Origin of the sequence: Pseudomonas sp. G11 (genome assembly GCF_029457515.1) — a bacterium.
Taxonomy (GTDB): Bacteria; Pseudomonadota; Gammaproteobacteria; order Pseudomonadales; family Pseudomonadaceae; genus Aquipseudomonas; species Aquipseudomonas gorinensis.
The window spans coordinates 5,125,120-5,150,778 of record NZ_CP120377.1 but is presented as its reverse complement, the minus strand read 5'-3'; the positions used below and the strand labels follow the sequence as shown (position 1 = coordinate 5,150,778).

At 61.1% G+C, this 25,659-nt stretch carries 19 protein-coding genes; 9 read left to right on the top strand and 10 right to left on the bottom strand.

What is annotated here, in order from left to right:
- Window positions 1-104: 104 nt before the first annotated feature.
- A complete protein-coding gene (locus P2T68_RS23550; RefSeq protein WP_069075681.1) occupies window positions 105-2,051 on the top strand; it encodes a methyl-accepting chemotaxis protein in 1,947 nt (648 codons plus the stop codon).
- Between the two features lie 216 nt (window positions 2,052-2,267).
- On the opposite strand, the gene P2T68_RS23545 is transcribed toward P2T68_RS23550, so the two are convergent.
- Window positions 2,268-2,753, bottom strand: a complete 486-nt coding sequence (locus tag P2T68_RS23545; RefSeq protein WP_024074665.1) for a flavin reductase family protein — start codon at window positions 2,751-2,753, stop codon at window positions 2,268-2,270.
- Window positions 2,754-3,075: 322 nt separating this feature from the next.
- On the opposite strand from P2T68_RS23545, the gene P2T68_RS23540 reads away from it, so the two are divergent.
- The 3 genes from P2T68_RS23540 to P2T68_RS23530 all read left to right on the top strand — a co-directional run bounded on the left by P2T68_RS23540 (window position 3,076) and on the right by P2T68_RS23530 (window position 8,007).
- Window positions 3,076-4,476, top strand: coding sequence for a cytosine permease (locus P2T68_RS23540; RefSeq protein WP_277378361.1), 1,401 nt, complete (start codon window positions 3,076-3,078; stop codon window positions 4,474-4,476).
- 82 nt (window positions 4,477-4,558) lie between these two features.
- The gene (locus P2T68_RS23535; RefSeq protein WP_150054871.1) at window positions 4,559-6,904 is read left to right on the top strand and encodes an AAA family ATPase; all 2,346 of its coding nucleotides are present in this window, start codon (window positions 4,559-4,561) and stop codon (window positions 6,902-6,904) included.
- Window positions 6,905-6,906: 2 nt separating this feature from the next.
- A complete protein-coding gene (locus P2T68_RS23530; RefSeq protein WP_024074668.1) occupies window positions 6,907-8,007 on the top strand; it encodes an HNH endonuclease in 1,101 nt (366 codons plus the stop codon).
- On the opposite strand, the gene P2T68_RS23525 is transcribed toward P2T68_RS23530, so the two are convergent.
- The 7 genes from P2T68_RS23525 to P2T68_RS23495 form a co-directional block, all read right to left on the bottom strand.
- Window positions 7,999-8,565 carry a sarcosine oxidase gene (locus P2T68_RS23525; protein WP_168233164.1) on the bottom strand — a complete coding sequence of 189 codons (567 nt, stop codon included), beginning with the start codon at window positions 8,563-8,565 and terminating at the stop codon, window positions 7,999-8,001. The two genes, P2T68_RS23530 and P2T68_RS23525, sit on opposite strands and share 9 nt — an antisense overlap.
- A gap of 3 nt (window positions 8,566-8,568) precedes the next feature.
- Window positions 8,569-11,466, bottom strand: coding sequence for a 2Fe-2S iron-sulfur cluster-binding protein (locus P2T68_RS23520; RefSeq protein ID WP_277378360.1), 2,898 nt, complete (start codon window positions 11,464-11,466; stop codon window positions 8,569-8,571).
- Window positions 11,463-11,762: a sarcosine oxidase subunit delta gene (locus P2T68_RS23515; protein ID WP_024074671.1), complete on the bottom strand. Its 300-nt coding sequence runs from the start codon at window positions 11,760-11,762 to the stop codon at window positions 11,463-11,465. The genes P2T68_RS23520 and P2T68_RS23515 overlap by 4 nt, the downstream gene beginning before the upstream one ends.
- Window positions 11,763-11,775: 13 nt before the next feature.
- Entirely contained in the window at window positions 11,776-13,017 is a 1,242-nt protein-coding gene (locus tag P2T68_RS23510; RefSeq protein ID WP_024074672.1) for an FAD-dependent oxidoreductase, read from the bottom strand.
- A complete protein-coding gene (folD, locus tag P2T68_RS23505) occupies window positions 12,999-13,904 on the bottom strand; it encodes a bifunctional methylenetetrahydrofolate dehydrogenase/methenyltetrahydrofolate cyclohydrolase FolD (protein WP_193690457.1) in 906 nt (301 codons plus the stop codon). Before folD (P2T68_RS23505) ends, P2T68_RS23510 begins: the two co-directional genes overlap by 19 nt.
- Window positions 13,901-14,767: a formyltetrahydrofolate deformylase gene (purU, locus tag P2T68_RS23500; protein WP_024074674.1), complete on the bottom strand. Its 867-nt coding sequence runs from the start codon at window positions 14,765-14,767 to the stop codon at window positions 13,901-13,903. The genes folD (P2T68_RS23505) and purU overlap by 4 nt, the downstream gene beginning before the upstream one ends.
- Window positions 14,768-15,999: 1,232 nt before the next feature.
- Window positions 16,000-16,599, bottom strand: a complete 600-nt coding sequence (locus P2T68_RS23495; protein ID WP_041161149.1) for a helix-turn-helix domain-containing protein — start codon at window positions 16,597-16,599, stop codon at window positions 16,000-16,002.
- Between the two features lie 282 nt (window positions 16,600-16,881).
- Between P2T68_RS23495 and glnT the strand changes: the two genes are divergently transcribed.
- From glnT to P2T68_RS23470, 5 genes are all read left to right on the top strand, one after another.
- Entirely contained in the window at window positions 16,882-18,216 is a 1,335-nt protein-coding gene (gene glnT / locus P2T68_RS23490) for a type III glutamate--ammonia ligase (RefSeq protein ID WP_024074677.1), read from the top strand.
- 22 nt (window positions 18,217-18,238) lie between these two features.
- Window positions 18,239-19,144, top strand: coding sequence for a glutamine amidotransferase family protein (locus tag P2T68_RS23485; RefSeq protein WP_069075686.1), 906 nt, complete (start codon window positions 18,239-18,241; stop codon window positions 19,142-19,144).
- Window positions 19,145-19,155: 11 nt separating this feature from the next.
- Window positions 19,156-19,830 (top strand): protein glxC, encoded by a 675-nt coding sequence (locus P2T68_RS23480; RefSeq protein ID WP_024074679.1) that lies wholly within the window; start codon window positions 19,156-19,158, stop codon window positions 19,828-19,830.
- Between the two features lie 14 nt (window positions 19,831-19,844).
- Window positions 19,845-21,167 carry an FMN-binding glutamate synthase family protein gene (locus P2T68_RS23475; RefSeq protein ID WP_024074680.1) on the top strand — a complete coding sequence of 441 codons (1,323 nt, stop codon included), beginning with the start codon at window positions 19,845-19,847 and terminating at the stop codon, window positions 21,165-21,167.
- A gap of 138 nt (window positions 21,168-21,305) precedes the next feature.
- On the top strand, window positions 21,306-22,631 hold the full coding sequence (locus P2T68_RS23470; protein ID WP_041160897.1) for an ammonium transporter: 1,326 nt from the start codon (window positions 21,306-21,308) through the stop codon (window positions 22,629-22,631).
- Between the two features lie 329 nt (window positions 22,632-22,960).
- Here P2T68_RS23470 and folD (P2T68_RS23465) read toward each other — a convergent pair whose 3' ends face one another.
- Both folD (P2T68_RS23465) and P2T68_RS23460 read right to left on the bottom strand, forming a co-directional pair.
- Window positions 22,961-23,878 carry a bifunctional methylenetetrahydrofolate dehydrogenase/methenyltetrahydrofolate cyclohydrolase FolD gene (gene folD, locus P2T68_RS23465; protein WP_277378359.1) on the bottom strand — a complete coding sequence of 306 codons (918 nt, stop codon included), beginning with the start codon at window positions 23,876-23,878 and terminating at the stop codon, window positions 22,961-22,963.
- 65 nt (window positions 23,879-23,943) lie between these two features.
- Window positions 23,944-25,623 carry an APC family permease gene (locus tag P2T68_RS23460; protein ID WP_024074683.1) on the bottom strand — a complete coding sequence of 560 codons (1,680 nt, stop codon included), beginning with the start codon at window positions 25,621-25,623 and terminating at the stop codon, window positions 23,944-23,946.
- Between the last annotated feature and the right edge of the window lie 36 nt (window positions 25,624-25,659).

Below are 25,659 nucleotides of genomic sequence, written 5' to 3'. Positions count from 1 at the left end.
ACGGCTGTTCGGCGGATTGATTGTTGGTATACCATAATACGGAATATCCGCAAAACTTTTCTCTCCAACGGTCGCACTCTCACCTCACAAGGAAGGCGAGCTAGATGAACATAAAACAAAAATTGATCCTGGCCTTTACGGTGATCGCCAGCCTGCCGGTGATTCTGGTGGCTGTGATGATCATCCTCAACGTGCGTCATGAAGCACGGGATGGCTTTATCGACGGCAGCGAGCGCGAGATCCGCCAGGTCGACAACGCCATGCAGCTGTTTTTCGAGGGCATCAGCCAGAACGTCGCCTACCTGGCAGCGCACCCGCAGTTGCAGGGCATTGATGGCGATGTGAAACGCTACCTGGCCGCCGATGCTGCGCGCGTCGCCCCCGGTGTGCGTGACGAGCAGGTGTTCAAACTGTTCGAAGGCTTGGCCAAGAGTCATTCGGCCTATACCTATCTGTCCTTGGGCACCGAAGACGGTGGTTATGTGTTCTGGCCCGGCGACCCCCAGCTCGCCAGCTACGACCCGCGCACGCGTCCCTGGTACAAAACCGCGATGGCGCAGCCGGGCAAGACCCTGCGCACCCAGGCCTACTACTGGGCCGCCGACGATGTGGTGCTGGTCAGCACCGTGCAAAGTTTCAACAGCCGCCAGGGCAAGCCGGGTGGGGTGGTGAATATCGACGTATCGCTCAAGCAACTGACCGACCTGGTCAAGCAGATCAAGTTGGGCGAGAGCGGCTACCTGATGCTGATGGAGGCCGACAATACCGTACTGGTCGACCCGAATGACCCGTCCCATAACTTCAAGGCGCTGGGCGAGTTGGGCGAGGGCTACCGGCAGTTGAGCGAGGCCGGCCAGGGTTTGGTCCAGGTCGAGCTGGCGGGGGAGCGCTACATGGCGCTTGTCTGGCCATCCAAGGCATTGGGCTGGCGATTTGTCGGGGTGATGCGCGAAAGTGAAGTGATGGCCGGCGCGGCGCGCCTGACCTGGCTGATCGCAGCCATCGCGCTGGTGTGCGCGGTGCTATTTGCCGGGGTCGGGGCCTGGTTTGCCGGGCTGATCGTCAAGCCGATTCGCGGCGTGGCCAGTGGCCTGGAAGGTATCGCTCAAGGCGAAGGTGACCTGACCGCGCGCCTGGCGATCAAGGGCCGCGACGAGACGGCGCAACTGGCCGGCTGGTTCAACCAGTTCCTCGAAGCGATCCGCACGCTGATTCAACGCATCGGCCAGGCCGCCGGGCAGATCCACAGCAGCTCTGGCAGTGCCACTGAAGTCTCGGTGGAAATGGCCGAAGTCGCCTCGCGCCAGCGCGAAGCGGTGGACATGGTCTCCACCGCGTTTCATGAAATGGTCGCCACTTCCAACGAAGTCGCACGTTCCTGCAGCCAGGCCGCCGACTCGGCCGACAACGGCCAGCGCCAGGCCCATACCGGGCAGCAACAGATCGACGCGGCGGTGAACAGCGTGGGGCGCCTGAGCGAAGAAATCGGCCACTCCGCCCAGGCCATGGAGCAACTGGAAAAAGACAGCAACGACATCCAGTCGATCCTCGGCACCATCCGCTCCATCGCCGAACAGACCAACCTGTTGGCGCTGAACGCCGCCATCGAAGCCGCGCGGGCGGGTGAGCAGGGCCGTGGTTTTGCGGTGGTGGCGGACGAGGTGCGCGCGTTGGCCAAACGCACGTCGGACTCCACCGGCGAAATCGACGGGCTGCTGGGTAACCTGGCGCGGCGCACGCACCAGATGGGCAAGCAGATGCATGCCAGCCTTGAGGTGTCCCAGGAAACGGTGGTGTCGATCAACGACGCTCGCGAAAGTTTCGGGTTGATCCGTGAGTCGGTGGACGTGATCCGCGACATGAATACGCAAATCGCCACCGCCGCGGAAGAGCAGCACCAGGTGGCCGAAGACATCAATCGGCATATCAGCCAGATTCACGGGGATGCGCAATTGGTGGCAAGCCTGGCCGACGCCACACGCCAGGATGCACAGCAATTGACGGCGTTGTCGCAGACGTTGAATCAACTGGTCAGCCGGTTTCGAACCTGACCTGTATCTGGCCGTCATCCCGCAATCAAACTGTGGGAGGGGGCTTGCCCCGATGGCGGTGGGTCAGCGACAAATAAGCGGGCTGTTCCACCGCGATCGGGGGCAAGCCCCCTCCCACATGTCTAACCGAGTACACCAGACACGACTCCGGTTGGCTCTAAGGCACACAGAAGCCAGAGCAAAACCAGACCGAGGGCTGCCTGATGATTGTGTGGCTCAGGCCGGCAGCGGCAGGGCGCCCATCTTGCCGTGGCAGTACACCAGTGGCCCGGCGTTCTGCTGGGGCACGATCAGGTTCTTCACCGAGCCGACCATGATCGCGTGGTCGCCGCCTTCGTATTCGCGCCACAACTCGCACTCGATCACCGCCGTGGCATTGGCCAGGATCGGGTTGCCCAGTGCGCTCAAGGTCCATTCGATGCCTTGCGCCTTGTCCTTGCCCTTGCGCGCGAACGCATAGGCTTCGCTTTGCTGGCCTGCGGAAAGGACGTGGATGGCAAAGCGCTTGTTCTTGATCAACACCGGGTACGAGTCGGAACTGTAGTTGGGGCAAAACAACACCAGGGCCGGGTCCATGGATAACGAGCTGAAGGCGCTGGCCGTCAGCCCGACGATTTGCCCATCATCATCGAGCGTGGTGATCACGGTGACCCCGGACGGAAACGAACCCATCACTTGTTTGTAGATGGCGGCATCGATCATGGGACGGTCCTCTGCGGGTTGAGCGGCTTTTATAGGTTTGTAGGTATGATGGTATACCGTAATACAATACGTGCAACCGCTTTTTCAATCGCCCGATGAACGTCGATCCTGGCTCTTACAGCCAATAAATACGGGGACTATGCCAGGAAATAACCGCGTGCCCTGTGGCACACTTGCGGATCAGATGCGCGCTGAGACTACGGATCAGTCTTGTGAAAATGTTGGAATACCATAATATGGTGTTCATCTGAGGGGCGGCCGCAGAGCTCCCCCGGTTTGGCGTCAAACAACTATAAGATCAGACAAACGCGAGTTCATTTCCATGCCCCAGATGTCCCGGCAAGACCCCCTGATCGAGCATCACACGGTCGATTACGTTCCCCTCGCAGAGCGCCATGGAAAGGCCCGCGACCTGTTCACCTTATGGTTCAGCACCAACATTGCACCGCTGCCCATCGTCACCGGCGCCATGGTGGCCCAGGTGTTCCATCTCAACCTGGTGTGGGGGCTGCTGGCGATTGCCCTTGGGCACCTGCTCGGCGGCATCGTGATTGCCCTCGCATCGGCGCAGGGCCCGCGCATGGGCATCCCGCAGATGGTGCAGAGCCGGGGCCAGTTCGGCCGTTACGGTGCGTTGCTGATTGTGTTCTTCGCAGCGCTGATCTACATCGGTTTCTTCATTTCCAATATCGTGCTGGCGGGCAAATCCATCGTCGGCATCGTGCCGTCGGTCCCGGTGCCGGCAAGCATCCTGATCGGCGCGCTCGCCGCCACGGCTATTGGCGTGATCGGCTACCGCTTTATCCATAGCCTCAACCGTATCGGTACCTGGGTGATGGGCAGCGCGTTGCTGGCGGGGTTCGTCTACATCTTCGCCCATGACCTGCCGGCGGACTTCCTCACCCGTGGCGGCTTCAACGCGACCGGCTGGCTGGCCACCGTATCGCTGGGGGTGATCTGGCAGATCAGCTTTTCGCCCTACACCAGCGACTACTCACGCTACCTGCCGGCGGATATCGGCATCACTCGGCCATTTATCGCGACTTACCTGGGCGCGACCCTTGGCACCATCCTGTCCTTCGCCTTTGGCCTGGTCGCGGCATTGGCCACCCCCGAAGGCACCGAAGCCATGCTCGCCGTCAAGCAAGCCACCGGCTGGCTGGGGCCGATCCTGATGGTGCTGTTCCTGCTCAACATCATCAGCCACAACGCCCTGAATCTGTATGGCGCGGTGCTGTCGATCATCACCTCGGTCCAGACCTTCGCCAGCCACTGGACCCCCAGCATCAAGGTGCGCGTGCTGCTCTCAGGCGTGATCCTCGCCGGTTGCTGTGTCGTCGCGTTGGGCGCGTCGGCGGACTTCATTTCGCAATTTATCGGCCTGATCCTCGCGCTGTTGCTGGTACTGGTGCCGTGGGCCTCGATCAACCTGATCGACTTCTACGTCATCAAGCGCGGGGTCTATGACATTGCCTCGATCTTCCAGGCGGATGGCGGGGTGTACGGGCGTTTCAACCTGCATGCGATCGTGGCGTATTTCCTTGGCATCCTTGTGCAACTGCCGTTTGCCAATACCTCGCTGTATGTGGGGCCGTGGGCCAACCTGGTGGAAGGCGCGGATTTGTCGTGGCTGGTGGGGTTGGTGGTGACGTGTCCGTTGTATTACTGCCTGGCGACACGGAATCAAGCAGCCAAGCAGGTAGCGGCGCGGTTGAGTACGTAGAGTAAAACTGCGCGTTGGAGTTTCCTTGGTGGCGTAATGCTATTAATCTTGCTCTCTTTTGAAGGTCTTAGGGAAGAGAGCGATGCAGTTTTTTGAGCGCAGTGCCGAGCCGCCGCCGAAATTTTTCCGTGGAAGCGTAGCGAGTGGGGCCCGGCACCGGTTGCTGCAATTTTTTGAATTGGATCCGGTAGAACGTGCGCAGACGCGTTTTTCAGATCATGCGCTCGACCTCAAGGACGGTACCGTGTTCGATGGGCTCGGGCGTTTATTTCGGGGTAAGTGCGCATTTTGTGAAACTCGGGGTGAGACATTTCCCTATCGGTTTCGACCGTCAGCTTCTGCAACGCCGGAAGCTAAAAATAGTCATCTGTATTACAGCTGGCTTGCTAATGCCTGGGAGAATATTTACCCGATTTGCCATCGCTGTGTACCACGCCAATCAGAATTTTTCCCAGTAACAGGCAACCGTGTACGTCTGCCTGATATTGACGATATTCAGTGGTACGTTGATGAGGATTTGGGATCGTGGCGGGGCTACCCTATTGCCGAAAGACAGCTTTTAATCGACCCCTGTCGTAACGAGCGCTTTTACGATTATTTCTTTATATCAATTACAGGCATGTTGCAAAAGCAGGGGGCAAGGGGCGCCCTAACAATTGAGCACTTCAAGCTTAATCGTGAAGATTTGGTGGAAAAACGCCGTATCAGGTTGGGGGAGTATCGAAGGTTGCTTCTGACTCCCGACACCACTGAACGCCTGGTAGTTGTTGAGGGAAATTTTCCGATTTTCGACTTCTCCAATCTGGAGTTTGGTGGTTTGTGGTATTTACAGTGCCGAATGATAGTTCAGCATTTATCACGTGCACTTAAGAAAAAGGTAGATGTTTCGCGTACCAAAGTGGGTCATTCATTTCGTGCCCTGTCCCTGCATAAAGGTTTTGATGAATATCGGGAAATATTGCAGAGCTGGATTGAAACGGGTGATTTTGGCCGTTACCCGTCGATCGCAATAACTCAGCCGGAGCGTGTCGAACCAACGAGTATGTCGGACGAGCAACTGCCCGTTACTCCCTCGGTATACCCTTCTTTGCTTTCAATTGAGCTGACCCATTTTAAAGCCATCGATTATCTCAAGTTGCAACTGACTCTTCCAAGCGCGGATTCGGTATTAAGCAGTGAACCAATGCATTCGGCCATGTTGATCCTAGGAGAAAATGCCACTGGAAAAAGCTCGATTCTTGAGGCTACCGCTCTTGCATTGTCTGACCGGAAAACTCGAAAGGCTCTAGGGCTGAAAGCTAGCGACCTAGTGCTAGATTCGACTCAGCTAGGTGCGAAAAACCAGGATGGGATGCTTTCAGCTCAGATTCGCCTCGGCTTTGACGAGGGTCCCGATACTGTGTTGGAGATCAATAAAGCGGGTTGGAAACCGCAGACATCGTTTTTGCGTCCCCCAGTGTTTGCCTATGGCGCATTTCGCCAGTACCAAAAAAATAGCGATAAATTCAAGCTTGGACATTCGGTGTTCAACCTGTTCAATTCCAACCGCCTATTACCAGACCCCGAGCCTTGGCTGTTGGCGTTAAAAGATGATGACCTCAATGAGGTGACGCGTGCCTTACGCTTTATTATGACTGTCGAGGAAAATATCCAGGTCATTGAGAAATCTGAGGACGAACTACGTTGCTTTATTGTCACAGTGCAAGGCGGTGTGAAGGTCAAGACACCCCTCACGCAGGTGTCCTCGGGATACCGTTCCGTGCTAGCAATGGTCTGCGACATCATGCGCAGGCTGATGGACCGCAGCACTAACCCGCACTATCAAAGTCTGGAAAACGCCCGTGCCATTGTGCTGATCGACGAGGTGGAAGCCCATCTGCACCCACGTTGGAAAATCCAAATCATGGGGGCTTTGCGCATGGCGTTGCCAAAGGTCACCTTCATCGCGACAAGCCATGACCCACTGTGTGTGCGCGGCATGCGTAACGGAGAAGTTATAGTGGTTCATCGCACTACAACGACTTCAGACGGGGAGGGGGGCGACACGGAGCAAAGGGCGCTTGTAGAGCAATTGCAACATCTGCCCGACATTAGCCAATTAACTATTGAGCAACTGTTGACCTCAGATTTTTTCAATGTTGCCTCAACCGACCAGCCAGTGATGAATCTGAAAATGGCCAAGCTTGCCGACTTGTTGAGCGCAAGCTATAGGGGCGAACTTTCCGACCCTGAAGATCAGCAACTAGTTGCGCGTTTCAAGCAGGAGATCAACGACGTTTTGCCGGTGGGTACAACTCGTGGACAACAGGTGGTGCAAGAGGCGGTCGCTAGATTTCTTCAGGCCCGGACCACTGCTTCCAGCGAGCAATTAAAGGCATTAGATGAAGCGGCCAAACGTGAAATCCTAGACCTCCTGGAGGGCTTCTGAGCATGCGTTATGTGGACCGAAGTCAATACTCCACGCCAAAGGTGATGGTCGCCGTTCTTGGCCACCGTTCGGAGGCGGAGCTTGAGTTGGTGAAGGTGGAGGCATACATCAAGGAAAAAGCGCGAATCCGCGCGCTGAACGAGCAGAACAAAGCGCAGGCAAAACTGGCAGGACTAAAGCCTCCCGCGACCGTCGCTAAACCGCCATCGCCCTTTCAGTTATACGGGCACGATAGCGTCCGTGCGCGACTCAATGAGATGTTCCACCGCAAGTGTGCCTACTGCGAGAGTCTCTATTACGCAACGTCGGCGATGGAAGTTGAGCATTACCGACCCAAAGAAAGCGTGCAAGGCGAAGCGGATCACGAGGGTTATTGGTGGCTAGGTGCTGCTTGGGACAACTTGTTGCCCAGTTGCATCTACTGCAACCAACGTCGCAGCCAAAGCTTACCTAGGGCATCAGGCAAACCTGTGGTGCTGCTGGAACATAAAGGGCAGTTCGAGGATCCACGTTCCGCATTCACGGGCAAAGGTACGCATTTTCCGGTCTTGGGAGCACGTGTAACCGACCGGACGGGTGATAGCTCCAAGGAGCTCCCCTTGTTGCTGAACCCATGCCTGGATCAGCCGAAAGATCACCTGGATTACTACATAGATTTCAAGAATATCATCGGGCTGATGTTGGCTAGGCCGAATGTGGGCGCAATCCCTTCGAGCATCGGACTCGACCCGAAAACCCGGGAAGAGTTTCGTGATGAGTTGGCTTTGACCCTCAGGCACAACCTCGATCTGCGAGGTTCGGTCTCGATTCTGATCTACGGCCTTAACCGCCTGGGGTTGGTGCAGGATAGAACTCGCGTGCTACGTCAGCTGATGTTCATGGAAAGTCAGGTGGTGGAAATTACCACCTTTATCAAAAAATTGAAGTTGCGGGCGTCCAAGCCCGCATACGATTACGCCGACGAGGACAAGCTTATCGAGCAGGGATTGAAGCACCTGCGCGACCGTACCGTACAACAAATGAAATCCATGGCCAAACCCCAGGCACCTTACTCCATGATGGTTCGGGCCTATCTTGAATGCTTTACGGCACGCCTAAACTGACTGACCCACGCCGCCAAACTCCTCCAACGCATCCCGCAACGCGCCCTCGAAGTATTCCTTCGAGGCGCGATCCCACAGGATATGAAACGCCGGCACCTCCACACTCCCTGTGTGGATGACAATCCCATTCACCCGCGCCACCGACGTCTGCGCCACCATGCCCGGTTTGAATGCCGGGTGGCTGAGGTCGACGCCGCACAGCTTGGCCATGACCTGGGCAATCACACCGCCGCTGAGCCGCACACAGGCATGGCTGTCCTGGCGCGGCAGCAGGTAGTTGGCGCGGTGGTCGAGTTCCCAGCGCGCTTCTTCATCGGCGATGCGCTGGCCCTCATCCTGGGGGCTGCCCAACAACAGGTATTCGTTCTGCGACAGGCGCGCCACCCAACCGCCGTCGGCCTGCGCGAGTGCGCGGTTGGGCGCATCGGGCAGGGTGAAGCCGCGTGCGCTGAGGTACTCGGCGCTTTGCGTACCGCGAAAGCCAACCCGGGGCAGGTCGGTCTGATCTTGCAACTGGCAGGCAGGCGTGAACAATTCGTGGGCTTTCAGACTGGTCATGGCTTAACCCTCCTGGCGTTGGTTGGTGGGGTCGAAGAACGGCAGTTGCACCACCTCGGCCTGGACGACGATGCCGCCCTCGACGCGAATCGGAATGCGCTGCCCCGGTGTGCTCTGGTCGATCCCGGCATAGGCCAGGCCGATGATACGGCCCAGGCTGCTGGAGTATTCGCAGGAGGTGACGTTGCCGCTGATGTCCGCGCCGTTGAGCACCAGGTGGCCTTCCAGCGGTTGTACGCTGCCCTTGGGCAGGCTGAAGCCCACCAGTTTGCGTTTCAGCGGCTGGGCTTCGAGGATGTCCACCGAGCGGCGGCCGACGAAAAACTGCTTGGTGCGGCTCACTGCCCAGCCCATGTCGATTTCCGCCGGGTGGGTCATGCCATCGGTGTCCTGGCTGATGATCACGTGGCCTTTTTCCAGGCGCAGCAGGCGTTGGGTCTCGACGCCGAAGGGGCGAATGTCAAAGGCCTTGCCGGCCGTCATCAACGCGTCCCACAACGCCAGGCCGTGGCGCGCCGGTACGTGGATTTCATAGCCCAGTTCGCCGACGAAACCCACCCGCAGCAGGCGGGCCTTGATCCCGGCCACCGTGCCCTGGCGCACGCCCAGGTAGGGGAAGCCTTCGGCACTGAGGTCGAGGTCGCTGCACACCTGTTCCAGCACCTTGCGCGAATCCGGCCCGGCTACGTTGACCGCACAGATCGCGGCGGTGACGTTGGCCACATCCACGTCCAGGCGCCACTGCGCGTTCCACTTGAGCATCTGCTGGTAGATGCGGTCGACGCCGCTGGTGGTGGCGGTGACGTAGAAATGCTTGTCGGCCAGCCGCGCGCACACGCCATCGTCGATCACCACGCCGTGTTCGTTGGTCATCAGCGCATAACGCGAACGGCCCACCGGCTGCTTGAGGAACGCAAAGGTGTACATGCGGTTGAGCAGTTCGGCGGCGTCCGGGCCGCGTACATCCAGGCCGCCCAAGGTCGACACATCGATCAGGCCAACCTTGTTGCGCACGTGCAGCGCTTCGGCCTGCATGCAGGCTTCGCGGTCCTCGGGCTTGCCATAGTAGGCCGGGCGTTGCCAGATACCGGCAGGCATCATCTTCGCCCCGGCTTGCACATGGCGCGCGTGCATCGGCGTTTGGCGGTAGGGGTCGAAGGCACGCCCGGCGACATGCGCGAGTTTTTCCGCCACGAATGGCGGCCGCGCGGTGGTCACTCCGGTTTCACTGATATTGCGCTGGGTCGCCCAGGCCACCAGCCGCGCGGTCGGCAGCGCCGAGTGGCGCCCCTGGGACGGGCCCATGCCGACCGTGGAGTAACGCTTGACCAACTGCACATCGCGGTAGCCGATGCGGGTGGCGTTGACGATGTCCGCCACTTGCAGGTCTTCGTCAAAATCCACGAAGTCCTTGCCCTTGGGGTGCGGGAAGATTGGCCAGTGGAAGTTGACCTGGGCTTCGCTGCGCAGCGGCACGCGCGGGCTGGCAGTCTTCAAGCCGAGGGCGAGCACACTGTCGGCGGCGGCATTGGTGGCGTCTGCCAGCACGTTGTCCAACTGGTGCCGACCGTGCACGGAGCCGGCCACATTCAGGTTCTGCGGCAAACCGCTGAGGCTGAACTCCGCACGCGAGTCGTCATAGGCCAGCTTGCCACCGGCCTGGCACAGCAACTGATAGACCGGCATATAACCGGCGGACATGCACAGCAGGTCGCAGTCGATCACTTGCCCGCTGGCGCTGACCTGGCCCTGGCCGGTGATCTGACGCACGTCGACGCCCTTCACATGGCGCAGGCCTTTTTCATGCAGGGCCTCGAACACCGTGCTGTTGGTCAGGCACGGGATCTTGCGCTGGGCCAGGGCCGCGGGCAGGGCGTTGTCTGCCGGAGCGTGACGCAGGTCGATCACGGCGGCCACGTCGACGCCCTGGTCATGCAGGTCGAGGGCGGCGAGGTAGCCGTCATCGTTGCCGGTGAGCACCACGGCGCGCTTGCCGGGCTTGACCGCATAGAGCTTCATCAGGCGTTGCGCGGCACTGGTGAGCATCACCCCCGGTAGATCGTTGTTGCGGAAGACCACCGGTTGGTCGAACGAACCGCTGCACACCAGGCACTGTTGCGCGCGCACCTTATACAGGCGCTTGCCCTGGATCACCGGCAGGTAGTTGTCGGTAAACCAGGCATTGCAGGTGGCATCGGTGAGCACTCGGATATTCGCGTGCTGCTGCACCACGTCCAGCAACTCGCGGCGCAAGGTGTCGGCGCGGGTGCCGGCGATATCGAAGCGCGCATAGGTCAGCGACCCACCGAGGATCGGCTGCTGTTCGATCAGCAACACCTTGGCTCCGGCATTCGCGGCGGTCAGCGCGGCCTGCAAGCCGGCGGGGCCGGCACCGATCACCGCGAGGTCGGTAAACAGGTAGGCCTTGTCGTAGTACTCGGGTTGGAACCTCAGGTCGAGCACGCCCAGGCCGGCCTTTTTACGGATGATCGGCTCCCAGACTTTCCACATGCCCTTGGGCTTGTAGAACGAGCGATAGTAGAAACCCACCGGCATGAACCTGGAGAACTTGCCCAGGTAGGCGTCCTTGTCGTTGTCCAGCGAACCGTTGACGTTCTGCGCCGTCACGGCCAAGCCGGCGGACAGCGCGTGGGCATCGGCCAGCACGTTGGGTTCGCGGGGCAGTTGCACCAGGCTGTTGGCGTCCTGGCCGGCCATGGTCAAGGGGCCGCGTGGGCGGTGGTATTTGAACGAACGCGACATCAGGAAGCGCTCGTTGGCGAGCAGGGCACTGGCGATGCTGTCGCCCTGTAAACCTTGGTAGGGCAGGCCGTCGAAACTGAAATCGAGTGGCTGGTCACGCTGGATCAGCAGGCCCATGGGGGCGGGGAGGCGGTTCATCCGGCGATCTCCTTGGCGGTGGTGAAGTCGACGCGGGTGGTAAATAACTCGCGGGGATCGAAGGTGCGCAGGATTTCATCGGTGACCGTGTGGCGTTCGGCGAGGAACCAATAGCTGGAGGGCGTGTGCATCCACCATTCGCGCACCACACCGGCGAGGTTGTCGGTGTTGAACACGTAGTCGGCCCATTCGGCATCGCTGCACGTCACTGGGTCGGGCATCGGTTTGAATTCACCGCCATAGGTGAACTCGCTGATATTGCGTGGCCCGTTGAGCGGGCACATCATGATTTTCATAGTCCGCTCTCCGTCAGTGACTGGCCGCCGTGGCGCCCATCTCGTTGACTTGCTGGAAGGTCGAGAAACGTTCGAGACCAAACGGCTTGATCAGCTCCGGCACCTTGCCGCCGCTGGCGACCAGCTCGGCCATGGTCTTGCCGCAGATCGGCGTGGCCTTGAAGCCCCAGGTGCCCCAGCCGGCGTCGAGGTAGTAATTTTTTACCGGCGACAGGCCCATGATCGGACTGTAGTCGGGGGTCATGTCGGTGATCCCGGCCCACTGGCGCATCAACTTGGCATTGGCGAGGAAGGGGAACATCTCGATGGCATGGGCCAGCAGGCTTTCCTTGAGGTCCAGGGTCGAGCGCGTGTTGAACAGCGGGTAAGGGTCGGAGCCACCGCCGAACACCACTTCGCCGCGGCTGGTTTGCTGCACGTAGCAGTGCAGCGCCGAGGAACTGACCAGCGGATCGAGGAACGGCTTGAACGGCTGGGTGACCATGGCTTGCAGCGGGAAGGTCTGGATCGGCGAGCGAATGCCGGCCTTGGCCATCAGCAGCGAGCTGTGCCCGGCAATCGCCTGCACCGCGCAGCCGCACCGGATGGTGCCGCGATTGGTCTTCACCGCCGTGATGGCGCCGTTCTCGATCACCAGGTCTTGCACTTCGGTGAGCTGATGGATTTCCACGCCGCGCTTGGCCGCCTGCTTGGCGTAGCCCCAGGCCACGGCGTCGTGGCGCGCGGTGGCGCCGTCGATATGCCAGAGCCCGGCGATCACCGGCAAGTGGCCGGGGTCGAGGTTGAGGCTGGGCACCAGCTCGCGGATCTGCTGGCGGTCGATCATCTCGGTACGCCCGCCGAAGTGCTTGTTGACCTCAGCGCGCTGGCGGAACGAACGCACGGTGGCGTCGGTGTGGGCCAGGGTCAATTGGCCGCGCTCGGAGTACATGATGTTGAAGTCGAATTCGTTGGACAGCGACTGGAACATCTTCACCGACTCGGCATAGAAACGAACGCCTTCGCTGGTGAGGTAGTTGGAGCGGATCACCGCGGTGTTGCGCGCCGTATTGCCGCCGCCCAGGTAAGACTTTTCCAGCACTGCGATATTCGTGATGCCGTGGTACTTGGCCAGGTAGTAGGCGGTCGCGAGGCCATGGCCGCCGGCGCCGATGATCACGACGTCATAGCTGGCCTTGAGTTCCTTGGGCGGTGGCAGGTCCACCTCCACCGGGTACTCCGAACTCAGTCCGTATTTCAATAGATTGAATGGCATACGGCCTCCGATTGGCTGCGTAAGGTGTGGTGTTGCGCGAGGGCGGCGGCCACGGTGTTTTTCATCAGGAAGGCAATGGTCATCGGCCCGACACCGCCGGGCACCGGGGTGATGGCGGCGACATGGGGCAGGGCGCTGTCGAAGTCGACATCGCCCACCAGGCGGCTGCGGCCGTCGTCGTCGATGCGGTTGATGCCGACATCGATCACCACCGCGCCAGGCTTGAGCCAGCTGGCGTCGATCAAGCGTGCACGGCCTACGGCGGCGATCACGATATCGGCCTGTTTGCACAGGGCCTGGGCATTTTGGCTGCGCGAATGCAGCACGGTCACCGAGCAGTCCGCCTTGAGCAGCAGCGCGGCCATGGGTTTGCCGACGATGTTCGAGCGGCCGATCACCACCGCGTGTTTGCCGCGCAGGTCGCCGCAGGTTTGCTCCAGCAGGTACAGGCAGCCGCTCGGCGTGCACGGCGTGAGTACCGCGCGCCCCTGGCTGAGGCCGCCGACGTTCTGGCTGTGAAAACCATCGACGTCCTTGTCCGGTGAGATGGCCTCCAAGGCACGCAGTTCGTCCATCTGCGCCGGCAACGGCAATTGCAGGAGGATGCCGTGGATCGCCGGGTCGGCATTCAGTTGGCCGATCAGGATCAACAGTTGTTCGGTGCTGGTGTCATCGGGCAGGCGATGCTCCACGGAGCGGATGCCCACCTCTTCGGCGCGCAGGATCTTGTTGCGCACATAGACCTGGCTGGCCGGGTCGTTGCCCACCAGGATCACCGCCAGGGCCGGTTGAATGTCTTGCGCATGCAGGTGCGCCACGTCCTCGCGCACTTGCAGCAGCACCTGCGCGGCGGCGGCTTTGCCGTCGATCAGTGTGGGCGCGCTCACCGGAACACCACCGTTCTGTCCTGGTTGAGGAAGACGCGGTGCTCCAGGTGGTACTTGACCGCCTTGGACAGGGCCACGGTTTCGGTGTCGCGGCCGATGGCGACGAGGTCGTCGGGCTTGTACACGTGGTCGACGCGCTGTACTTCCTGCTCGATGATCGGGCCCTCATCCAGGTCGCTGGTCACGTAGTGCGCGGTGGCGCCGATCAGCTTCACGCCGCGTTGATAAGCCTGGTGATAGGGCTTGGCGCCCTTGAAACCGGGCAGGAACGAATGGTGGATATTGATCGCCCGCCCCGACAGTTGCCGGCACAGGTCGTCGGAGAGGATCTGCATGTAGCGCGCCAACACCACCAGTTCGGTGCGGGTGTCGTCGACGATCTTCATCAGCTCGGCTTCCTGCGCGGCCTTGTTGTCCTTGGACACAGGCAGGTAAATAAAGCGAATACCCTCACGCTCGGCCATGGGCCGCAGGTCGAGGTGGTTGGAGACGATGGCGGTGATGGTCATGTCCATCTCGCCCTTGTGGTAGCGGTAGAGCAGGTCGGTGAGGCAGTGGTCGAACTTGCTCACCATCAGCATCACGCGCATCGGCTCGCGGGTGTCGTACAGTTCCCACTGCATATCGAAGGCCTGGGCGACCTCGGCGAAACCGTCCCTGATCTCTTGCAGGTTGCCCGCATGGCCATCGTTGAAACGGAACACCGCGCGCATGAAGAAGCGGCCGCTGAAGTCATCGTCGAACTGCGCCATCTCCCCGATGTAGCACGCCTTGTCTGCCAGGTAGGTGGTGACGGCAGCGACAATGCCGGACACCGCGGGACAAGTGACTTTGATGATGAAATGGTTTTTTTCGTGTTGCATGACACGTCCTCGGGATGATGGCGGCAGCTCATCGCATAGCGAAAAAATGTCTGAGGACAGCAGGCTCATTCCTTGAGCGCGTTTTCTTGTGGGGAATAAAATATTCCTGAAGTGGCTTTATAGGGGAATGGGGGCGGGGCGTCTAGGGGTTTTGGGAAAGATTTTTAACTGGGGGGAAATTTTTTGGTTGGGTTGGGTTGGGTTGGGTTGAGTACATATCCGTTTCTGCGGTAACGGCGGCTGGCGGTTCCGCTCTTACAACGGGTCACTTTTGGCAAACGCCCGGGATGCCGGCCCAGCCAAAAGTAACCAAAAGGTCTGTGCCCCACCACTCGGCACCTCGCCTAGGCTCGGTGTGCCCTCACTCCGGCTTTGGAGCGTGGGCCGCCGTCATGGGCCATCCCTGGCCCAGGACGGCTAACCCGGCGTCCTGCCGGGTTACCCACGCTCCAAAGCCTGCGTTCGGCCAGCGTGGTTTAACGGGGCGCCGAAGATCAAAAGCCAAAGCGCGGCGGCCTTAGAGCCGACCGGTGTTGTGCCTGGTGTACTCGGTTGGGAATGTGGGAGGGGGCTTGCCCCCGATGAGGGAGTGTCAGCCACTTTTTGTTAACTGACCCGGCGCTATCGGGGGCAAGCCCCCTCCCACATTTGTATCTGCATCCATCTGGTAGACCTGAGTCTGCTTTTGCTCTGTCTTTTGCTGCCTTGGCGCCGACCGTTGTTGTGGCTGGTGTACTCGGTAAAAAATGTGGGAGGGGGCTTGCCCCCGATGAGGGCGTGTCAGTCACTTATTGGTTAACTGACCCAGCGCTATCGGGGGCAAGCCCCCTCCCACATTTGGATCTCCACAGGTCAGAGATCTCCATAGGTCAAGTAGACCTCATTCTGCTTTTGCTCTGCTTTTGCTCTGGCTTTTGATCTTGATCTTAGGCGCCCCGTTAAACCACGCTGGCCGAACGCAGGCTTGAATCCGTGGGTAACCCGGCAGGACGCCGGGTTAGCCGTCCTGGGCCAGGGATGGCCCATGACGGCGGCCCACGGATTCAAGCCGGAGTGAGGGCATGCCGAGCCTAGGCGAGGCACCGAGTGGTGGGGCAGGAGCCCTTTTGGTTACTTTTGGGGCTCTTTTCCAAAAGTGACCCGCCGTAAGGGCGGAACCGCCAGTGGCCGTTACCGCAGAAACGGATATGTACACGAAACCCCCACCCCCAAAATAACGGATATGCCCACGATCACTCCTTATCCCCCCCATAATTCATAATCGACAACAACCGAATCGGCACCCGCACCAACTCCTCCGGCCCATGAGGAATTTCCCCCTCAAACGTCAAGCTGTCCCCAGCCTCCATCCGATACAGCTGATTGCCATGCCGATAAATCAACTCCCCCTCCAGCAAATGCAAAAACTCCGTCCCCGGATGAGCAAAGGTCGGAAACTCCTCACTGGCGTCATCCATGCTCACCATGTACGCCTCGAAACTCTTCTTCGGCCCGCGCGTATGGTTGAGCAGGTGATAGGTATGCCCCTTCTCGGTCCCCCGGCGCACCACTTCCATGCCCTGGTCAGCCTTGACCAGCAAGGCGCTGCCATCCTGCTGGTCGTATTCGCTGAACAACTTCGATAACGGCAGCCCGAGCACATCGCACAGGCGGCTCAAGGTATCGAGGCTGGTGGACACCTGGGCGTTCTCAATCTTGCTCAACATGCCCTGGCTGATATCGGCAATCTTCGCCACGTCGGACAGCTTCAGGTCCTGGGCCTGGCGCTGGCGTTTGATCTGCAGCCCCAGGTATTGCTCGAGCTTGAGGCGCGGGGCGGTTTCGGTGGACATGATCATCGGCTCCTGCACGGTTTCCGTTCAGTAATATTATTTTCGCACTGGGAAAGTGCAAGGTCTGGCGCTTGAAGGCCACCCCGCTGTACGTATTCCTGCGGGGAAAAGAATTTTCCCATATATACAGCACAAAAGCGCTTTCACCGGCACATCAATCCGCCGCTCGCGAATCTGGCAAGGGTATTGCATTCCTGTTGGGAAACTAACTTTCTTTTTAGGAATAAAAAGACAGCCTAGGCCCACCCACACGGTTTTGCCTTTCGCGAGGAGTGACACGCAATGTTGCCAGCAGAAACCCAGCGCATCATCGACAAGCACGGGATCAAGTACGTGCTTGCGCAGTTTGTGGATATACACGGGGCGGCCAAGACCAAGTCGGTGCCGATCTGTGGGCTCAAGACCGTGGCCGAAGAGGGCGCGGGGTTCGCCGGGTTTGCCATCAGCGGCATGGGCATGGAGCCTCATGGCCCGGACTTCATGGCGCGCGGCGATCTCTCGACATTGACCCCGGTGCCCTGGCAGCCAGGTTATGGGCGCGTGGTGTGCGTCGGTCATGTCGACGGCCAGCCCCATCCCTACGACAGCCGCTACGTGTTGCAACAGCAGGTGCAGCGCCTGCAGGACAAGGGCTGGACGCTGAACACCGGCCTGGAACCCGAATTCAACCTGATGCGCCGCGACGAGCAGGGCAAGTTGCAACTGGTAGACCCCAGCGACAACCTCGACAAGCCTTGCTACGACTACAAGGGCCTGTCCCGTTCGCGGGTGTTCCTCGAGCGCCTGACCGAAGCCTTGCAGGCGGTGGATTTCGAGGTCTATCAAATCGACCACGAAGACGCCAACGGCCAGTTCGAGATCAACTACACCTACAGCGACGCCCTGACCTCGGCCGACCGTTTCACCTTCTTCCGCATGGCCGCCGGCGAGATCGCCAATGACCTGGGCATGATCTGTTCATTCATGCCCAAGCCCGACCCGAAACGCGCCGGCAACGGCATGCACTTTCACTTGTCGATCAGCAGCGCCGAGAACAAAAACCTGTTCCATGACGCCAGCGACCCGAGCGGCATGGGCCTGTCGAAACTCGCCTATCACTTCGCCGCCGGTTTGCTCGCCCATGGCCCGGCGCTGTGTGCGTTCGCCGCGCCCACGGTCAACTCGTACAAGCGCCTGGTGGTCGGCAACTCGTTGTCCGGCGCCACCTGGGCCCCGGCCTTTATTGCGTTTGGCGCCAACAACCGCTCGGCCATGGTGCGCGTGCCGTATGGCCGCCTGGAGTTCCGCCTGCCGGATGCCGGTTGCAACCCTTACCTGGTCAGCGCCGCGATCATCGCCGCGGGCCTGGACGGTATCGATCGCCAGTTGGAAATCGACCACGTCTGCAACGAAAACCTCTACAGCCTGAGCCTTGAGCAGATCGCTGAACGCGGCATCAAGACCCTGCCGCAATCCCTCAAGGAAGCCTGTGACGCGCTGGAAGCCGACGCGCTGTTCGCCGAAGTGCTTGGCCCGCAGATCGTGGGCGAGTTCATCAAGCTCAAGCGCATGGAGTGGGTGGAGTACAGCCGCCATGTGAGCGACTGGGAAATCCAGCGCTATACCGAATTTTTCTGACACCGTGTGACGGAGACTTGTTATGTGTGGAATCGTAGGCCTGTACCTGAAGAATCCGCGGCTGGAACCCCAGCTCGGCCAGCTGTTTGAACCCATGCTGCAAGCCATGACCGACCGTGGCCCGGACAGCGCCGGTTTTGCCATCTACGGCGATGAAGTCGCCGATGGCTGGGTCAAGCTGACCCTGCAAGCCACCACCGAAGCCTTCGATTGGAAAGGCTTGATGGGCGAGCTGGAAGGGCGCCTCGGCTGTTCCCTGGACTGGTTCCAGAACGCCAGCGCCGCCGTATTGAAAATCCACGCCGACGAAGCCCCGGTGCGCCAGGCCCTGGCCGAACTGGCGCCGAGCGTACGCATCATGAGCGCCGGGCAGAGCATCGAGATCCTCAAGGGCATGGGCCTGCCCGAGGAGATTTCCCAGCGCTTCGGCCTGGCGAGCATGCAGGGCAGCCACATCATCGGCCACACGCGCATGGCCACCGAAAGTGCGGTGACCATGGAAGGCAGCCACCCGTTTTCCACCGGCGCCGACCTGTGCCTGGTGCACAACGGCTCGCTGTCCAACCACTTCCGCCTGCGCCAGGAACTCAAGCGCGAAGGTATCCATTTTGAAACCGACAACGACACCGAAGTCGCCGCCGGCTACCTGACCTGGCGCCTGCAACAGGGCGATTCGCTCAAAGAGGCGCTGGACCATTCCCTGGAAGACCTCGACGGCTTCTTCACCTTCGCCATCGGCACGCGCAACGGTTTTGCGGTGATCCGCGACCCGATTGCGTGCAAGCCGGCGATCCTCGCCGAGACCGACGACTACGTCGCCATGGCCTCCGAGTACCAGGCGCTGTCGAGCCTGCCGGGCATCGAGAACGCGCGGATCTGGGAGCCGGCACCGGCCACGTTGTACATCTGGGAACGCCAGTCGGCTTAAGGAGCGCACACATGAAAACCATCGATCTTTCCACCGCCACCGTGCGTGACCTCAACCAGGCGCTGCACGCCCAGGCCATCGACAACGAATGGCGCGTGATCCATTCCAACGGCAAGCACAACCTCGCGGTGGGCGTGAACCAAGCCGTGTCCATCGATATCGAGGGCCACGCCGGCTACTACTGCGCGGGTATGAACCAGCAGGCTTCGATCACCGTGCACGGCAATGTCGGCGTGGGCTGCGCCGAGAACATGATGTCCGGCTCGGTACGGGTCAAGGGCAGCGCCTCTCAGGCGGCCGGGGCCACGGCCCATGGCGGCTTGCTGGTGATCGAGGGCGATGCGGGCGCGCGTTGCGGGATTTCCATGAAGGGTATCGACATCGTCGTCGGCGGCAGCATCGGCCACATGAGCTGCTTCATGGGCCAGGCCGGGCGTTTGGTGGTGTGTGGCGATGCCGGCGATGCGCTGGGCGATTCGCTGTACGAAACCCACATCTACGTCAAAGGCACGGTGGAGTCCCTGGGCTCGGACTGCGTCGAAAAAGAGATGCGCAGCGAGCACCTCAAGGAGCTGCAAGAGCTGCTCGACCGTGCGGGTTTCGCCCACCAGGCGGCGGACTTCAAGCGCTACGGCTCGGCCCGTCAACTCTACAACTTCAAAGTCGATAACGCCTCCGCGTACTGATCAGGAGCTCCACCATGACTGAACAAACCCCTCCGGTCCTGCGCGAGTCGGCCACCTTCGACCGCCTGACCATCCAGGAAATCCAACGCGCCGCCGAAACCGGCATCTACGACATTCGCGGCGGCGGCACCAAGCGCAAGCTGCCGCACTTCGATGACTTGCTGCTGCTTGGCGCCAGCGTGTCGCGCTACCCGCTGGAAGGCTATCGCGAGAAGTGTGGCACCGACGTGATCCTCGGCAACCGCTTCGCCAAGAAGCCGATCCACCTGAAGATCCCAGTGACCATCGCGGGCATGAGTTTCGGCGCGCTGTCGGCCAATGCCAAGGAAGCCCTGGGCCGTGGCGCGACCATCGCGGGCACCAGCACCACCACCGGTGACGGTGGCATGACCCCGGAAGAGCGCGGCCAGTCCCAGCATTTGGTCTATCAATATTTGCCGTCGCGCTACGGCATGAACCCGGATGATTTGCGCAAGGCCGACGCCATCGAGATCGTCCTCGGCCAGGGCGCCAAGCCCGGCGGTGGCGGCATGTTGCTGGGCATGAAGGTCACCGAACGCGTGGCCGGCATGCGCACCTTGCCCATCGGTGTGGATCAGCGCAGCGCCTGCCGCCACCCGGACTGGACCGGGCCGGATGACCTGGCGATCAAGATTGCCGAGCTGCGCGAAATCACCGATTGGGAAAAACCGATCTACGTGAAGATCGGCGCGAGCCGGCCGTATTACGACGTGAAACTGGCGGTCAAGGCCGGTGCCGATGTGATCGTGCTCGACGGCATGCAAGGCGGTACCGCCGCGACCCAGGAAGTGTTTATCGAGCATGTGGGCATTCCGATTTTGTCGGCCATCCCGCAAGCGGTACAGGCTTTGCAAGAGATGGGCATGCATCGCAAGGTCCAGTTGATCGTGTCGGGCGGGATTCGCAACGGTGCCGACGTGGCCAAGGCCATGGCGATGGGCGCGGATGCGGTCGCCATTGGTACGGCGGCGCTGATTGCCCTGGGCGATAACCACCCGAGGCTGGACGCGGAACTGAAAAAGATCGGCTCGGCCGCCGGCTTCTACGACGACTGGCAGAACGGCCGCGACCCGGCCGGTATCACCACCCAGGACCCGGAGCTGTCCAAGCGCCTCGACCCGGTGGAAGGTGGGCGGCGGTTGGCCAACTACCTGCGGGTGATGGTGCTGGAGGCGCAGACCATGGCGCGTGCGTGCGGCAAGTCGCACCTGCACAACCTCGACCCCGAGGACCTGGTGGCGCTGACCGTGGAATCGGCCGCCATGGCCCGCGTGCCGCTGGCCGGGACCAGTTGGGTGCCGGGTTCGAGTTACTGAATTACCCCCCCCCTGTGGGAGCGAGCTTGCTCGCGAAGATCGTCAACGATAACGCTGGCACCCTGGATGAACGCGTTGCCTGAACGTTTTTCGCGAGCAAGCTCGCTCCTACACACTTCTGTTGCAGGAGCTTTGAACATGGTCAATCGTCTTCTCGGCAAATCCCTCTTCGGTTTATTCGCGGCCGGTGCCTTTGCACCCTTGGCGTACGCTGCTGATGCACCCACCTTGAACACCGGCAGTACCGCCTGGATGGTCACCGCCGCCGTGCTGGTGCTGTTCATGTGCTTGCCGGGGCTCGCGTTGTTCTATGGCGGCCTGGTCCGCGCGAAAAACATGCTTTCGCTGTTCACCCAATGCTTTGGCATCGCCGGGTTGGTGGGCGTGCTGTGGGTGATCTACGGCTACAGCATGGTGGTCGACACCACCGGCATGGTCGAAGGGCAGGTGACCTTCAACAGTTTTGTCGGCGGCCTGAGCCGTGCCTTCCTGGCCGGCATGACCCCGGAGAGCCTGGTAGGGGATATTCCGGAAGGGGTCTTCGTGACCTTCCAGATGACCTTCGCCATCATCACCCCGGCCCTGATCGCGGGGGCCTTTGCCGAACGCATGAAATTCTCGGCGGCGCTGCTGTTCATGGCCATCTGGTTCACCCTGGTCTATGCCCCGGTGGCGCATATGGTCTGGGGCGGTTCGGGGGCCTTGATGCATAACTGGGGCGTGCTCGATTTTGCCGGCGGCACCGCCGTGCACATCAATGCCGGTGTGGCGGCACTCGCCGCGTGCCTGATCCTCGGCAAGCGCAAGGGCTACCAGAACACGCCGATGCCTGCGCATAACCTGAGCCTGACCATGGCCGGCGCGGCGATGCTCTGGGTCGGCTGGTTCGGCTTCAATATCGGCTCCGGCGGTGGCCTCAGCGGTACCTCGGGCATCGTCATGCTCAATACCCAACTGGGCGCGTGCGCCGGGATTCTCGGCTGGATGTTCACCGAGTGGTTCAAGGTCGGCAAACCCAGTGCCCTCGGCCTGGCCAGCGGCGCGTTGGCCGGCCTGGTGGGGATTACCCCGGCGTGCGCTTATGTGGGGGTGGGGGGGGCGTTGGCCATCGGTCTGCTGTGCGGGGTGTTCTGCTACTTGAGCGTGACGGTGTTGAAGCGCCGTTTCGGCTACGACGACAGCCTTGATGTGTTCGGCCTGCATGGCATCGGCGGCATGATCGGCGCGGTGTTGACTGGCGTGTTCTGTGTACCGTCCATGGGGGGCCTGGTGGAAGGTGTGACCATGGGAGGGCAGGTGGTTGCCCAGCTCAAGGGGGTGTTGTTGACCACGGTGTATTGCTTTGTGGTCAGTTGGATCATTCTCAAAGTGGTCAATGCCCTGGTCGGCTTGCGGGCCCATGAGTCGGTGGAAGAGATGGGCCTGGACCTGGCCGAGCACAACGAGCGCGCCTACAACCACTGAGAACCCTGTAGGAGCGAGCTTGCTCGCGAAGATCGTTAACGATAACGCGGGCATCCTGGATGACCGCGTTGCCTGGACGTTTTTCGCGAGCAAGCTCGCTCCTACAGGTGCAGCGCCGGCGCTCGGGGCAGGGCTTTGCGCTGCAACTGGCTCGCCACCAGGGTGTTCTTCAGCCTGCGTGCCCATGAGTCGGTGGAAGAAATGGACCTGGCCGCCTAAAACCACTGAGAACCCTGTAGGAGCGAGCTTGCTCGCGAAGATCGTTAACGATAACGCGGGCACCCTGGATGACCGCGTTGCCTGGACGTTTTTCGCGAGCAAGCTCGCTCCTACAGGTACAGCGCCAGCGCTCGGGGCAGGGCTTTGCGCTGCAACTGGCTCGCCACCAGGGTGTTCTTCAGCAGGTAGGCTATCGTCATGGGGCCCACACCGCCGGGTACCGGCGTGATCGCGCTGGCGACGGTGCGGGCGCTGGCATAGTCCACATCCCCCACCAGCCTCGTGCCGGTCTCGGTGGTGATGCGGTTGATCCCGACATCAATGACCACTGCGCCAGGCTTGAGCCAGCTGGCGTCGATCAATTGCGGCCGGCCGACGGCGGCGACGACGATGTCGGCCAAACGGCACAACGCTGGGGCATCGACGCTGCGTGAGTGCACCACGCTGACCGAGCAGTGGGCCTGCAATAGCAGGGTCGCCATGGGTTTGCCGACGATGTTCGAGCGGCCGATGACCACCGCGTGCAAGCCGCTCAAGTCGCCGCAGGTTTCGTGCAGCAGGCGCATGCAGCCGCTGGGTGTGCAGGGCGTGAGCACCTCGATGCCTTGCACCAGGCCGCCGACGTTTTCGCGGTGGAAGCCATCCACGTCCTTGATCGGGTCAATCGCGTGGATCACCGCTGCCTCGTCGATATGCGCCGGCAGTGGCAATTGCACCAGGATGCCGTTGACCGACGCATCGGTATTCAACTGGGCAAGCAGGTCCAGCACCTGCGCCTGGCTGGCATCTTCCGGCAGCCGGTATTCCAGGGAGCGAATCCCGGCTTCCTTGGCCCGCAGCAGTTTATTGCGCACGTAGACGTGGCTGGCCGGGTCATCGCCCACCAGCAATACCGCCAGGGCCGGGTAGATCTGCTGCGAGGCAAGCAGCAGGACCTCTTCGCGAACCTCGTCGAGCACCTGGGCGGCGATGGCCTTGCCGTCGATATCGCGGGCAAGCGTGGGGAGAGAGCTGGTCAAAAGCGTCACCATTGTCTGGGGAAATTAAGGAGCTGAGGGATAACAATCCCTCAGCCATAGGCAGGCCAGAAGGCTCAGGCTACCAGTTGATGGCAGGCATACACCACCAGCACGCCGGCCACCAGCGTGGCGTAGGGCAGCCAGCCGGCGCGGCGTTGGCCGTCGTCGGCCTGGATATACAGGTCGGTGAGCATGGCGGCGGGGAAGTGGCCCTTGTCCTGCACATAGTGGCGGTAGCAGAACACCGGCAGGATCAGCAGCGCCAACAGCAAGCCGGTGACCAGCGTGCCCGCGCCCCAGATATCCGCGCCCAGGCCCATGCAGGCCAGGTTGACGAAACTCAGCACGCCGCCGGCCGCCAGCAGCACGGTGGGAGCTTTGTACGGGCGTACCCAGTCGGGGCGGTCCAGGCGGTGGATCCAGCCGGCATTGAGGTTGAGGAAGTTGAAGATGATGTAGCTGACGTTGGATGCCGCCAGCACGAACACGTAGTCCGACATCAGCAACAGCAGCAGGTTGAATGACAGGTCGGTCCACATTGCCGCCGTCGGCGCGCCATGCTCGTTGGTGCGCCCCAGGTACTTGGGCAACCAGCCATCCACCGAGGCCTGATACAGGGTGCGCGACGAACCGGACATCGAGGTCATGATCGCCAGCAACGTCGCCAGCACCAGCATGATCAACACGATATTGGCGACCACCTTGCCGCCACCGATGCTGTCGGCCATCACCTGGCCAACCCCCATGCCGCTGTAGATCGCGGGCGAGAGCAGGCCGCTGTACACCGCCGGTGTCACGACTGCGCCACTGGCGTCGAGCACCGCCGGGGTCACCAACTGGCCCAGCCCCAGGCTGCCCTGGAACGCCAGCGGTACCAGGGTGAACACCAGGATGCACAGCAGGCCGGCGTAGAAGATCGCCTTGAACGTGTCGCGCTTGGGGTCCTTGAATTCGCGGGTGTAGCACACCGCCGTTTCAAAACCGTAGGTGGACCACGCCGCCATGAACAGCCCACCGGCCATCAGCGACCAGCCGGAAATATCCCAGGGCCCATCGATGACTTGCCCGGCCGCGTCATGGGCCAGGGGGTACAGCGGCAGGAAGTTGGCCTGGGCCGCATCCCCGGTGAACAAGGGCACCACGCCCACCAGCAGCAGCGGAATCAACGAGGTGACGCCGAGTACCAGGGTCAGGCGCGCCGAACGCAGGATGCCGCCGTGCTGCACGGCAAACACCGTGAGCAAAATCAACAAACCAATGGCGAACGTCGCGTTGATGCGCAGCGACAGACCGCTCTTGACCCAGCCCAGGTCCAGCAGGGTCAGTTGCCAGGTGTTGATCAACGCATCGGCGGGAAACAGCGCCGTGAGGATATACCCCGCCGCCAGCCCCGAGCCGATGGACAGCACCGGTGACCAGGCCAGCCAGTTGCACCACACCGACACCGGCGCGATCAGCTTGCTGTAGCGCACCCAGGCCACCGCGCCGTACACCGAGGCGCCGCCGGATTTGTGCGGGAACAACCCGGCGATCTCGGCGTAGGTGAAGGCCTGGATAAACCCGAACAGGATCGACACGATCCACACGATCCACGCCGGCTTGCCCACCGTGGCGGCAATCGCACCGATGGAGAACAGCACCAGCGCGGGCACGCCACTGGCGACCCAGAAGGCCCCGCGCCAATCGATCTTGCGGTGCAGGCTGCCCACCGAGCCGGCAGCCTGCGGTACAGCCTCGAACGTCGTCGCTTCCATCTTCGTATTCCCATGTCTGAATAGCGGTTAGGTTGG